The organism is Aquipseudomonas alcaligenes NBRC 14159, from assembly GCF_000467105.1.
Lineage (GTDB): Bacteria > Pseudomonadota > Gammaproteobacteria > Pseudomonadales > Pseudomonadaceae > Aquipseudomonas > Aquipseudomonas alcaligenes.
Genome location: NZ_BATI01000037.1, coordinates 13,240 through 25,582, shown reverse-complemented (window position 1 = coordinate 25,582; position 12,343 = coordinate 13,240). Strand labels below are relative to the sequence as shown.

General features: G+C 65.6%; 12 protein-coding genes. 11 read left to right on the top strand and 1 reads right to left on the bottom strand.

The window, feature by feature from the left end:
• Positions 1-90: 90 nt before the first annotated feature.
• The 11 genes from PA6_RS18460 to trpC all read left to right on the top strand — a co-directional run bounded on the left by PA6_RS18460 (position 91) and on the right by trpC (position 11,426).
• Complete coding sequence (locus tag PA6_RS18460; RefSeq protein WP_043217013.1) at positions 91-1,116, top strand: ABC transporter substrate-binding protein; 1,026 nt, start codon at positions 91-93, stop codon at positions 1,114-1,116.
• 137 nt (positions 1,117-1,253) lie between these two features.
• The gene (locus PA6_RS18455) at positions 1,254-2,363 is read left to right on the top strand and encodes an ABC transporter ATP-binding protein (RefSeq protein WP_021702484.1); all 1,110 of its coding nucleotides are present in this window, start codon (positions 1,254-1,256) and stop codon (positions 2,361-2,363) included.
• A gap of 43 nt (positions 2,364-2,406) precedes the next feature.
• The gene (locus PA6_RS18450; protein WP_021702483.1) at positions 2,407-3,459 is read left to right on the top strand and encodes an ABC transporter substrate-binding protein; all 1,053 of its coding nucleotides are present in this window, start codon (positions 2,407-2,409) and stop codon (positions 3,457-3,459) included.
• A 123-nt stretch (positions 3,460-3,582) separates the two neighbouring features.
• On the top strand, positions 3,583-4,830 hold the full coding sequence (locus tag PA6_RS18445) for an ABC transporter permease (RefSeq protein WP_021702482.1): 1,248 nt from the start codon (positions 3,583-3,585) through the stop codon (positions 4,828-4,830).
• Between the two features lie 108 nt (positions 4,831-4,938).
• Positions 4,939-5,766 (top strand): ABC transporter permease, encoded by an 828-nt coding sequence (locus PA6_RS18440; RefSeq protein WP_021702481.1) that lies wholly within the window; start codon positions 4,939-4,941, stop codon positions 5,764-5,766.
• A 138-nt stretch (positions 5,767-5,904) separates the two neighbouring features.
• Positions 5,905-6,579 carry a ribulose-phosphate 3-epimerase gene (gene rpe, locus PA6_RS18435; protein ID WP_021702480.1) on the top strand — a complete coding sequence of 225 codons (675 nt, stop codon included), beginning with the start codon at positions 5,905-5,907 and terminating at the stop codon, positions 6,577-6,579.
• A 38-nt stretch (positions 6,580-6,617) separates the two neighbouring features.
• Complete coding sequence (locus PA6_RS18430; protein ID WP_052520192.1) at positions 6,618-7,391, top strand: phosphoglycolate phosphatase; 774 nt, start codon at positions 6,618-6,620, stop codon at positions 7,389-7,391.
• Positions 7,392-7,462: 71 nt separating this feature from the next.
• Entirely contained in the window at positions 7,463-8,941 is a 1,479-nt protein-coding gene (gene trpE, locus PA6_RS18425) for an anthranilate synthase component I (protein ID WP_021702478.1), read from the top strand.
• A gap of 12 nt (positions 8,942-8,953) precedes the next feature.
• Positions 8,954-9,547 (top strand): aminodeoxychorismate/anthranilate synthase component II, encoded by a 594-nt coding sequence (locus PA6_RS18420; protein ID WP_021702477.1) that lies wholly within the window; start codon positions 8,954-8,956, stop codon positions 9,545-9,547.
• Positions 9,547-10,593, top strand: coding sequence for an anthranilate phosphoribosyltransferase (gene trpD / locus PA6_RS18415; protein WP_021702476.1), 1,047 nt, complete (start codon positions 9,547-9,549; stop codon positions 10,591-10,593). Before PA6_RS18420 ends, trpD begins: the two co-directional genes overlap by 1 nt.
• Positions 10,590-11,426, top strand: a complete 837-nt coding sequence (gene trpC / locus PA6_RS18410; protein WP_021702475.1) for an indole-3-glycerol phosphate synthase TrpC — start codon at positions 10,590-10,592, stop codon at positions 11,424-11,426. Before trpD ends, trpC begins: the two co-directional genes overlap by 4 nt.
• 176 nt (positions 11,427-11,602) lie before the next feature.
• On the opposite strand, the gene crp is transcribed toward trpC, so the two are convergent.
• Positions 11,603-12,247: a cAMP-activated global transcriptional regulator CRP gene (gene crp / locus PA6_RS18405; RefSeq protein WP_021702474.1), complete on the bottom strand. Its 645-nt coding sequence runs from the start codon at positions 12,245-12,247 to the stop codon at positions 11,603-11,605.
• Positions 12,248-12,343: the final 96 nt, after the last annotated feature.

Below are 12,343 nucleotides of genomic sequence, written 5' to 3'. Positions count from 1 at the left end.
GCTTCGTGGCTGATTGGTCAGCTTTCGCGGCGGCCGCTCTGGCGCGCGCCTTTCGCCCGCTCACAGGGCATCCATGCAATGGGGGACAAGATGTACAAGAAGTACCTTGCAGGCAGTCTGCTGGCGGCCGCACTGCCGGCCCACGCCGACTACGTGACGGTGATTTCCTTCGGCGGGGCGAACAAGGAGGCGCAGCGCGCCGCCTTCTACGAACCCTTCAAGCAGGCCACCGGTACCAGCGTGGTGCACGGCTCCTACAACGGCGACCTGGCCAAGCTGCGCAAGATGGTGCAGCTCAGCCACGTGTCCTGGGACGTGGTCGAGGTGGAAGCACCGGAGCTGGCGCGCGGCTGCGAGGAAGGCCTGTTCGAACAGCTCGATGCCAGCCTGCTCGGTGATGCCGCCGACTACCTGCCCGGTGCCGTGCAGCCGTGCGGCGTCGGTATTTTCGTCTGGTCCACGGTGCTGGCCTACAACGGCAGCAAGCTGAAGGGGGCGCCGCAGGGCTGGGCCGATTTCTGGGATACCCAGCGCTTCCCCGGCAAGCGCGGCCTGCGCTGGGGCGCCAAGTACAACCTGGAATTCGCCCTGATGGCCGACGGGGTGCCGGCCAAGGACGTGTACCGCGTGCTGGCCAGCGCCGAGGGCCAGGATCGTGCCTTCCGCAAGCTCGACCAGCTCAAGCCGCAGCTGCACTGGTGGCGCACCGGCGTGGAGCCGATCCGCCTGCTCGGTGACGGTCGCGTGGTGATGAGCTCGGCCTATAACGGTCGGGTCGCCGCGGCTCAGGCCGAACAGCCGCAGCTGGCCCTGAGCTGGAATGGCGGCATCTACGACTTCGATTACTGGGCGCTGCCCAAGGGCATCAGCAAGGCCGAGCAGGCGCGCCGTTTCGTCGCCTTCGCCAGCCAGCCGGAAGCGCAGCGCAGCTTCGCCGAGAAGATCGCCTACGGCCCGGTGAACCGCCAGGCCATCGCCGCGCTGGACCCCAAGGTCAGCGCCAACCTGCCCACCGCACCGGCCAACCTGGCAGGCGGCGTCGGCATGGATGCCGCCTTCTGGGCCGCCAACGGCGCCGCCCTGGAGGAGCGCTTCGCCCGCTGGGCCGAGCGCTGACCCTGCCTCGGGCGTTGTAGGGCGATCCCTACAGCGCCTCCTCCGTCCGCCTTATAGCAATCTCTCATACCGCCCGATTTGCGCCGGCTGCAGGGCTTTCTAGTCTTACAGCACGGCAACAAGAACAAAGGTGTGTGATGGCCGAGAATGCTTCCAGCGATGTGCTCGTCAGTTTCAAGGGCGTGCAGAAGAGCTACGACGGCGAAAGCCTGATCGTCAAAGACCTCAACCTGGACATCCGCAAGGGCGAGTTTCTCACCCTGCTCGGTCCGTCCGGCTCCGGCAAGACCACCAGCCTGATGATGCTGGCCGGTTTCGAGACGCCCACTGCCGGCGAGATCCTCCTGGCCGGGCGCGCCATCAACAACGTGCCGCCGCACAAGCGCGACATCGGCATGGTGTTCCAGAACTACGCGCTGTTCCCGCACATGACGGTGGCCGAGAACCTGGCCTTCCCGCTCACCGTGCGCGGCATGAACAAGACCGACATCACCGAGCGGGTCAAGCGCGCACTGTCCATGGTGCAGCTCGACAACTTCCGCAACCGCTACCCGGCACAGCTCTCCGGTGGTCAGCAGCAGCGCGTGGCACTGGCCCGCGCGCTGGTGTTCGAGCCGCAGCTGGTGCTGATGGACGAGCCGCTCGGCGCGCTCGACAAGCAGCTGCGCGAGCACATGCAGATGGAGATCAAGCACATCCATCAGCGCCTGGGCGTGACCGTGGTCTACGTGACCCACGACCAGGGCGAGGCGCTGACCATGTCCGACCGCGTGGCGGTATTCCACCAGGGCGAGATCCAGCAGATCGCCCCGCCGCGCGATCTCTACGAGGCGCCCTGCAACACCTTCGTTGCCCACTTCATTGGCGAGAACAACCGCCTGGCCGGCGAGCTGGTCAGCCGTGATGGCGAGCGTTGCACCGTGCGCACCGCCCGTGGCGAACAGGTCGAGGCGCTGGCGGTGAAGGTCGGCACGCCGGGTGAGCCGGTGAGCCTGTCGATCCGTCCCGAGCGGGTGCGCATCAATGGCGCCAGCGAGAGCTGCGCCAACCGTTTCAGCGGCCGGGTGGCCGAGTTCATCTACCTGGGCGACCACGTGCGCATTCGCATGGAGGTCTGCGGCAATCCCAATTTCTTCGTCAAGCAGCCGATCGCCGAGCTCGACCCCGCCCTGGGCGTGGGCGACGTGGTGCCGCTCGGCTGGCACGTGGAGCACGTAAGGGCGCTAGACCCTCTGATCGTCGAGTGACGGCGCCAGGCATTACCAACCCTGCACAGTGGAGAAAACAACAATGAGCAATTTCCGCAGCATCTTCTGTCACAGTACCCGTTACGGAGCCCTGGCCCTCGGCCTGCTCGGCGCGGCCCAGGCAATGGCCGCCGACCTGACGGTGATTTCCTTCGGTGGCGCCAACAAGGAAGCCCAGACCAAGGCCTTCTACCAGCCGTGGGAAGCGGCCGGCAAAGGCAAGGTGATCGCCGGTGAGTACAACGGCGAGATGGCCAAGGTCAAAGCCATGGTCGACACCAACAGCGTGTCCTGGCACCTGGTCGAAGTGGAGTCGCCCGAGCTGACCCGTGGTTGCGACGAGGGCCTGTTCGAGGAGCTCGATCCGGCCCTGTTCGGCAACCCCGACGACTTCATCGAAGGCGCCATCCAGCCTTGCGGCGTGGGCTTCTTCGTCTGGTCCACGGTGCTCGCCTACAACGCCGACAAGCTGTCCGCCGCGCCGGCCAGCTGGGCCGATTTCTGGGACGTCGCCAAGTTCCCGGGCAAGCGTGGCCTGCGCAAGGGCGCCAAGTACACCCTGGAATTCGCCCTGATGGCCGACGGCGTGGCGCCGAAGGACGTCTACACCGTGCTCGCCACCCAGGAAGGCCAGGACCGCGCGTTCAAGAAACTCGACGAGATCAAGCCGCACATCCAGTGGTGGGAAGCCGGCGCCCAGCCGCCGCAGTTCCTCGCCTCCGGTGACGTGGTCATGAGCTCCGCCTACAACGGCCGCATCGCCGCCGTACAGAAGGAGAGCAACCTCAAGGTGGTGTGGAACGGCGGTATCTACGACTTCGACTCCTGGGCCATCCCGAAAGGTGCCAAGGATGCCGACGCCGCCAAGGCCTTCGCCGCCTTCAGCGTGCAGCCCGAGCAGCAGAAGGTCTACTCCTCGAACATCGCCTACGGCCCGGCCAACAAGAAGGCCGTCGAGCTGCTCGACCCGGCGCTGCTCAAGGACATGCCGACCACGCCGGAAAACATCGCCAACCAGGTGGCCATGAACGTGACCTTCTGGGCCGACTTCGGCGAGCAACTGGAGCAGCGCTTCAACGCCTGGGCTGCGAAGTAAGCATCCCGTGCAGTGCCCCTTCCTGGTGAAGGGGAGTTGGTTGGAGGGACGCTCCCCCGTCCCTCCGAACCCTCGCCCGCCGTTGGGCGAGGGCGCTTTGTCCCGGTGTCTCTGGAGCCTGCGATGGCCACTACCGTTTCCCTCACCGAATTCGCCGGTCTGACGCTGAAGCAGAAGCTGGCCCGCGCCGAGCGCATCAACCGGCTCAAGGCTCAGGGTCTGATCCTGCCGCTGCTGGTGTTTCTCTTCGTGGTATTCCTCCTGCCGATCGGCGTGCTGCTGTACAAGAGCGTGGAAAACCCCGAGGTGGTCGGCAGCCTGCCGCGCACCGTCGAAGCCATTTCCACCTGGGATGGCCGTGGTCTGCCGGATGAGCCGGTGTACCGCGCCCTGGCCCTGGACCTGGCCGACGCGCGCAAGAACCAGACCATTGGCGATCTGTCCAAGCGCCTGAACATGGAGCTGGCCGGCTACCGCAGCCTGCTGGCCAAGACCGGTCGTGCCCTACCGTTCAAGCAGGAGCCTGCCTCGTTCAAAGATGCGCTGGAGAACCTCGACGAGCGCTGGGGCGACCCGGCCTACTGGCAGGTGATCCGCCGCAATGATAGTGGCGTCACTTCCTATTTCCTGCTGGCGTCGCTCGATCACCGCATCGACGACCTCGGCGAGCTGGCGTCCGCCACCCCGGACCAGGCCATCTACCTGGACATCTTCGCCCGCACCTTCTGGATGGGCCTGGTGATCACCGCCATCTGCCTGGTGCTGGCCTACCCGCTTGCCTACCTGCTGGCCAACCTGCCGACCCGCACCAGCAACCTGCTGATGATCCTGGTGCTACTGCCGTTCTGGACCTCGATCCTGGTGCGCGTGGCGGCCTGGATCGTGCTGCTGCAATCCGGCGGTCTGATCAACAGCGCCTTGATCGCCATGGGCGTGATCGACCAGCCTCTGCAGCTGGTGTTCAACCGCACCGGCGTGTACGTGGCGATGGTGCATATCATGCTGCCGTTCATGATCCTGCCGATCTTCAGCGTGATGAAGGGCATTTCGCCTTCCTACATGCGTGCCGCCATCTCGCTCGGTTGCCACCCGTTCGCCAGCTTCTGGCGGGTGTACTTCCCGCAGACCCTGGCCGGCGTCGGCGCCGGTTGCCTGCTGGTGTTCATCCTGTCCATCGGCTACTACATCACCCCGGCGCTGCTGGGCAGCCCGGGCGACCAGATGATCAGCTACTTCGTCGCCTTCTATACCAACAGCACCATCAACTGGGGCATGGCCACGGCCCTGGGCGGTCTGCTGCTGCTGGCGACCATGCTGCTCTACGTGGTGTACAGCTGGCTGGTGGGCGCGAGCCGCCTGCGTCTTGGATAAAGAGGCCTGCGCAGCAGGCCAACTGATGACCCTCACCCCTCTGGGGAGAGGCTGCCCGCAGGGCGGGAGAGGGGCGAGGCCCCGCTAGAGATTGATTGGAGAATGCAGATGCTGAGCCCCTACAAGTCCCCCGTCGAGCGCGCCTGGTTCTGGACCCACCGTGGCCTGTGCGCGCTGGTGCTGCTGTTCCTGATCCTGCCGGTGCTGGTGATCATCCCGCTGTCGTTCAACTCCGGCAGCTTCCTGGTCTACCCGCTGCAGGGCTTCTCGCTGCGCTGGTACGAAGACTTCTTCACCTCCGCCGAGTGGATGCGCTCGCTGAAGAACAGCCTGATCGTGGCGCCTGCCGCCACGGTGCTGGCAATGGTCTTCGGCACCCTGGCGTCGATCGGTCTGACCCGTGGCGAATTCCGCGGCAAGGCTCTGGTGATGAGCCTGCTGATCTCGCCGATGGTCGCCCCGGTGGTGATTGTCGGTGTCGCCAGCTACCTGTTCTTCGCGCCGATGGGCCTGGGCAACAGCTACACCTCGCTGATCCTGGTGCACGCAGTGCTCGGCGTGCCCTTCGTGATCATCACCGTGTCCGCGACGCTGCAGGGCTTCAACTACAACCTGGTGCGTGCCGCTGCCAGCATGGGCGCCTCGCCGCTGACCGCGTTCCGCCGCGTGACCCTGCCGCTGATCGCTCCCGGGGTGATCTCCGGCGCGCTGTTCGCCTTCGCCACCTCGTTCGACGAAGTGGTGGTGACCCTGTTCCTCGCCGGCCCCGAGCAGGCCACCCTGCCACGGCAGATGTTCAGCGGTATCCGCGAGAACCTGTCGCCGACCATTGCCGCCGCCGCGACCCTGCTGATCGCCTTCTCGATCATCATGCTGCTGACCCTGGAATGGCTGCGCGGGCGTAGCGAGAAGATGCGCACTGCCGTGCCGGAATAAGCCCAGCAGCGCCGGGGCGACGGCTTGCGGGGCTGCCGCCCCCGACCAATGTCGCCCCCGTTAGCTGACATACGACAACTGCCCCGCCCCCCGACTCAGGCTACAATCGCGCCTTTCCGATTCACGCCTGAGGCCGCCATGCAACCCTTCGCCATCGCTCCGTCGATCCTCTCCGCCGATTTCGCCCGCCTGGGTGAGGAAGTCGACAAGGTCCTCGCCGCCGGCGCCGACATCGTCCACTTCGACGTGATGGACAACCACTACGTGCCCAACCTGACCATCGGCCCGATGGTCTGCTCGGCGCTGCGCAAGTACGGCATCACCGCGCCGATCGACGCGCACCTGATGGTCTCGCCGGTCGACCGCATCATCGGCGACTTCATCGACGCCGGCGCGACCTACGTGACCTTCCACCCGGAGGCCACCCTACACATCGACCGCTCCCTGCAGCTGATCCGCGACGGCGGCGCCAAGTCCGGCCTGGTGTTCAACCCGGCGACCTCGCTGGACTGCCTGAAGTACGTGATGGACAAGGTCGACATGATCCTGCTGATGAGCGTCAACCCCGGCTTCGGCGGGCAGAAGTTCATCCCCGGTACCCTCGACAAGCTGCGCGAGGCCCGCGCGCTGATCGACGCCAGCGGCTACGACATTCGCCTGGAGATCGACGGCGGGGTCAACGTGCAGAACATCCGCGAGATCGCCGCCGCGGGCGCCGACACCTTCGTCGCCGGCTCGGCCATCTTCAACCAGCCGGACTACAAGACGGTGATCGACGCCATGCGCGCCGAACTGGCCCAGGTGCGCGCGTGATCTTCGAGCTGTTCGAGGGGCGCCTGCCGCGCCTGGTGATGTTCGACCTGGATGGCACCCTGGTGGATTCGGTGCCGGACCTGGCCGCCGCGGTCGACCGCATGCTGGTGCAGCTCGGTCGCCCGGCCGCCGGTGTCGAGCGGGTGCGCGACTGGGTCGGCAACGGCGCCCGCGTGCTGGTGCGGCGTGCTCTGGCTAATGACATCGAGCATGCCGCCATCGGCGAGGCCGAGACCCAGCAGGCGCTGGAGCTGTTCAACGAGGCCTATGCCGACAACCACGCGCTGAGCTCGGTCTACCCTGGCGTGCGCACCACGCTCAAGTGGCTCAAGCAGCAGGGCGTGGAGCTGGCGCTGATCACCAACAAGCCGGAGCGCTTCGTTGCCCCGCTGCTGGACGAGATGAAGCTGGGCCGCTATTTCCGCTGGATCATCGGCGGTGACACCCTGCCGCAGCAGAAGCCGGACCCGGCCGCGCTGCTGTTCGTCATGCGCCTGGCCGGCGTCGAGGCGCAGCAGGCGCTCTTTATCGGCGATTCGCGCAACGACGTGCTGGCCGCCCGCGCCGCCAGCGTGCCCTGCGTGGCGCTGAGCTACGGCTACAACCATGGCCGGCCGATCGCGGAAGAGGGGCCGACGCGGGTGCTCGATGACCTGCGCCAGCTGCTGCCCGGTTGCACGGTCGATGACGCTGCGCTAATGTCGCCGGACTCTTCTGAATACCCGCCGCATCGAGACAGCATCGTGGTAGTTGCCAGCAAACAATGGATGAAAGTCATCAAGGCCCTGGCCCGCTGGCGCTGGCGCGCCTGACTTTTCCTGGCCGGCTGGTTCCGGCGCGTTTGCCTGACTCCCGATTTTCCTCCTCCACGAGGCTGTTTTTCATGAACCGCGAAGAATTCCTGCGCTTGGCCGCCGACGGCTTCAATCGCATCCCGCTGGCTTTCGAAACCCTGGCTGACTTCGACACCCCGCTGTCGATCTACCTCAAGCTGGCCGACACCCCCAACTCCTACCTGCTGGAATCCGTGCAGGGCGGCGAGAAATGGGGGCGCTACTCGATCATCGGCCTGCCGGCGCGCACCGTGCTGCGCGTGCATGGCCACCATGTCAGCGTGCGTGTCGACGGCGTCGAGGTGGAGAGCCTGGAAAGCGAAGACCCGCTGGCTTTCGTCGAGCAGTTCAAGGCGCGTTACAACGTCCCCACCATCGCCGGTCTGCCGCGCTTCAATGGTGGCCTGGTCGGCTACTTCGGCTACGACAGCGTGCGCTACGTGGAGAAGAAGCTGGCGCAGTGCCCCAACCCCGATCCGCTGGGCACCCCGGATATCCTGCTGATGGTCTCGGATGCGGTCGTGGTGTTCGACAACCTGGCCGGCAAGATGCACGCCATCGTTCTCGCCGACCCCAGCCAGGCCGATGCCTATGAGCAGGGCCAGGCGCAGCTGCGCGAGCTGCTGAACAAGCTGCGCCAGCCGATCACCCCGCGCCTGGGTGTGGACCTGAGCAAGCCGGCGGGCAAGGAGCCGGACTTTGTCTCCAGCTTCAAGCGCGACGACTATGAGGCCGCCGTCGGCGCCATCAAGGAGTACATCCTGGCCGGCGACTGCATGCAGGTGGTGATTTCCCAGCGCATGTCGATTCCGTTCCAGGCTGCGCCGATCGACCTGTACCGCGCGCTGCGCTGCATCAACCCGACGCCCTACATGTACTTCTTCAACTTCGGCGACTTCCATGTGGTGGGCAGCTCGCCGGAAGTGCTGGTGCGGGTCGAGGACAACCTGGTCACCGTGCGCCCGATCGCCGGCACCCGCCCGCGCGGCGCCACCGAGGAAGCCGACCTGGACCTGGAAAAGGACCTGCTGTCCGACGCCAAGGAGATCGCCGAGCACCTGATGCTGATCGACCTGGGCCGTAACGACGTCGGCCGCGTCTCCACCACCGGCACGGTGAAGGTCACCGAGCAGATGGTCATCGAGCGCTATTCCAACGTCATGCACATCGTCTCCAACGTCACCGGCCATCTGAAGGAAGGCCTGTCGGCCATGGACGCCCTGCGCGCCATCCTGCCGGCCGGTACCCTGTCCGGTGCGCCCAAGGTGCGCGCGATGGAGATCATCGACGAGCTGGAGCCGGTCAAGCGTGGGGTCTACGGCGGCGCCGTGGGCTACCTGGCGTGGAACGGCAACATGGACACCGCGATTGCCATCCGTACCGCGGTGATCAAGGACGGTGAGCTGCACGTGCAGGCCGGTGCCGGCATCGTCGCCGATTCGCAGCCGGCCCTGGAGTGGGAAGAAACCCTGAACAAGCGCCGCGCCATGTTCCGCGCGGTCAGCCTCGCCGAACAGTCCGTAGAGTAAGGGAGCCCCACCATGCTGCTGATGATCGACAACTACGACTCCTTTACCTACAACGTGGTGCAGTACCTGGGCGAGCTGGGTGCCGATGTCCACGTGATCCGCAACGACGAACTGACGGTCGCCGAGATCGAGGCTCTCAAGCCCGAGCGCATCGTGGTTTCGCCCGGCCCGTGCACGCCGACCGAGGCGGGGGTATCCATCGAGGCCATCCTGCACTTCGCCGGCAAGCTGCCGATCCTCGGTGTGTGCCTGGGCCACCAGAGCATCGGCCAGGCCTTCGGTGGTGACGTGGTGCGCGCGCGCCAGGTGATGCACGGCAAGACCAGCCCGGTGTTCCACCAGGACAAGGGCGTGTTCGCCGGCCTCAACAAGCCGCTGACCGTGACCCGCTACCATTCCCTGGTGGTCAAGCGCGAGACGCTGCCGGACTGCCTGGAGATGACTGCCTGGACCCAGCATGCCGATGGCTCGGTCGACGAGATCATGGGCCTTCGCCACAAGACCCTGAACATCGAGGGCGTGCAGTTCCACCCGGAATCCATCCTCACCGAGCAGGGCCACGAACTGTTCGCCAACTTCCTCAAACAGCAAGGCGGAGTGCGCTGATGGATATCAAGGAAGCCCTCAACCGGGTGGTCAACAACCTCGACCTGACCACCGCCGAGATGCAGGACGTGATGCGCCTGATCATGACCGGCCAGTGCACCGACGCGCAGATCGGCGCCTTCCTCATGGGCATGCGCATGAAGAGCGAGACCATCGACGAGATCGTCGGGGCCGCCACCGTGATGCGCGAGCTGGCTTCGCCGGTGAGCATCGACGCCGAGCGCCTGGTCGATACCTGCGGCACCGGTGGCGATGGCATGAACGTATTCAACGTCTCCACCGCCGCCGCCTTCGTGGTCGCCGCGGCGGGTGGTCGCGTGGCCAAGCATGGCAACCGTGCAGTCTCCGGCAAGAGCGGCAGCGCCGACCTGCTGGAGGCCGCGGGTGTGTACCTGAACCTCAAGTCCGATCAGGTCGCGCGCTGCGTCGAGAGCGTCGGCGTCGGCTTCATGTTCGCCCCGGCCCATCACGGCGCCATGAAGCACGCCATCGGCCCGCGCCGCGAGCTGGGCCTGCGCACCGTATTCAACATGCTCGGCCCGATGACCAATCCGGCCGGGGTCAAGCACCAGGTGATCGGCGTGTTCAGCCAGGCCCTGTGCCGGCCGATGGCTGAGGTGCTGCAGCGCCTCGGCAGCCAGCACGTGCTGGTGGTGCATGCGCAGGACGGCCTGGACGAGATCAGTCTGGCCGCGCCGACCCATGTCGCCGAGCTCAAGGACGGGGTGATCAGCGAGTACCGCATCCAGCCGGAAGACTTCGGCATCCGCAGCCAGACCCTGATCGGCCTGACCGTGGAGGGCGCGCAGGACTCGCTGGCGCTGATCCGCGACGCGCTAGGCAAGCGCAAGACCGACAACGGCCAGAAGGCCGCCGACATGATCGTGCTCAACGCTGGCGCGGCCCTGTATGCCGCCGACATCGCCACCAGTCTCAAGGAAGGCGTGCAGCTGGCGCAGGACGCCCTGCATACCGGCCTGGCCTGGGAGAAGCTGGACGAGCTGGTGTCCTTTACCGCCGTATTCCGCGTGGAGAACGAAGGATGAGCATTCCAACCGTGCTGGAGAAGATCCTCGCCCGCAAGGCCGAGGAAGTTGCCGAACGGCGCGCACGCGCAAGCTTTGCCGAAGTCGAGGCCGCGGCCCGCGCCGCCGACCCGGTGCGCGGCTTTGCCCGCGCCCTGCAGGAGCGGGTAGCGCGCAAACAGGCGGCGGTGATCGCCGAGGTGAAGAAGGCTTCGCCGAGCAAGGGCGTGCTGCGCGAGGACTTCGTGCCTGCCGAGATCGCCAGGAGCTACGAGGCTGGCGGTGCGGCCTGCCTGTCGGTACTAACCGACATCGACTTCTTCCAGGGCGCCGACGAATACCTGCAGCAGGCCCGCGCGGCCTGCAGCCTGCCGGTGATCCGCAAGGACTTCATGATCGACCCCTACCAGGTGGTGGAAGCGCGGGCCATCGGCGCCGACTGCATCCTGCTGATCGTCTCGGCGCTGGACGACGTGCGCATGGCCGAGCTGGCTGCCACCGCCAAGGACGTCGGCCTCGATGTGCTGGTAGAGGTGCACGACGGCGCCGAGCTGGAGCGTGCCCTGAACACCCTCGACACGCCGCTGGTGGGCATCAACAACCGTAACCTGCACACCTTCGAGGTGAGCCTGGAAACCACCCTGGATCTGTTGCCGCGCATCCCCAGTGATCGCCTGGTGATCACCGAGAGCGGCATCCTCACCCGCACCGACGTGGAGCTGATGGAGATCAACCGGGTCTATTCCTTCCTGGTTGGCGAAGCCTTCATGCGCGCCGAGGAGCCGGGTGCAGAGTTGAAGCGCCTGTTCTTCCCGGATGGCAAGCGCGTGGTGCTGGGCGCTGATCCGGACTGATTCCGCCGCTCAATAAAAAGCCCGCCAATCGGCGGGCTTTTTCATTCTTCGAGGCGGTAGGGCGGGTGAAACCCGCGGCGGGCTTTCGTGTGTCGGGGAGTCTATGCGGGTTTCATTCGCCTTACGCCAGGCACAAAAAAGCCCGCCATTGGCGGGCCTTTTCTGGCCGGTATCCGTCAGCGGGTACCGAAGACCACCATGGTCTTGCCTTTGACATGCACCAGGCCCTGTTCCTCCAGGGACTTGAGCACGCGGCCGACCATCTCGCGGGAGCAGCCGACGATGCGGCCGATTTCCTGACGGGTGATCTTGATCTGCATGCCGTCCGGATGCGTCATGGCGTCCGGTTGCTTGCACAGGTCCAGCAAGGTGCGGGCCACGCGGCCGGTAACGTCGAGGAAAGCCAGGTCGCCCACCTTGCGCGTGGTATTGCGCAGGCGATCGGCCATCTGGCTGCCCAGGGCATAGAGAATCTCCGGGTCCTGTTGGGTCAGTTCACGGAACTTGGCGTAGCTCAGTTCCGCCACCTCGCACTCGGTCTTGGCGCGGACCCAGGCGCTGCGTTCCTTCTCGGTGCCTTCCTTCTCGAACAGGCCCATCTCGCCGAAGAAGTCGCCGGCGTTGAGGTAGGCGATGATCATCTCGCGGCCGTCGTCATCCTCGATGAGGATGGTGACCGAGCCTTTGATGATGAAGAACAGGGTTTCGCAACGATCCCCTGCATAGATGATGGTGCTTTTGGCCGTGTAGCGGCGGCGGTGACAATGCGCGAGCAGTTTGTCGATGTTCTTGATCTTAGGTGTAAGGGTAATAGCGACCATGCCCGAGTCCCGAAAATTAGAGTAAGCCTTTGTCCAGCAGGCGAATTTCTTATTAGTTATCCGAACAAGTGTGCCAGTTATCCGGGGTCAGCTTAA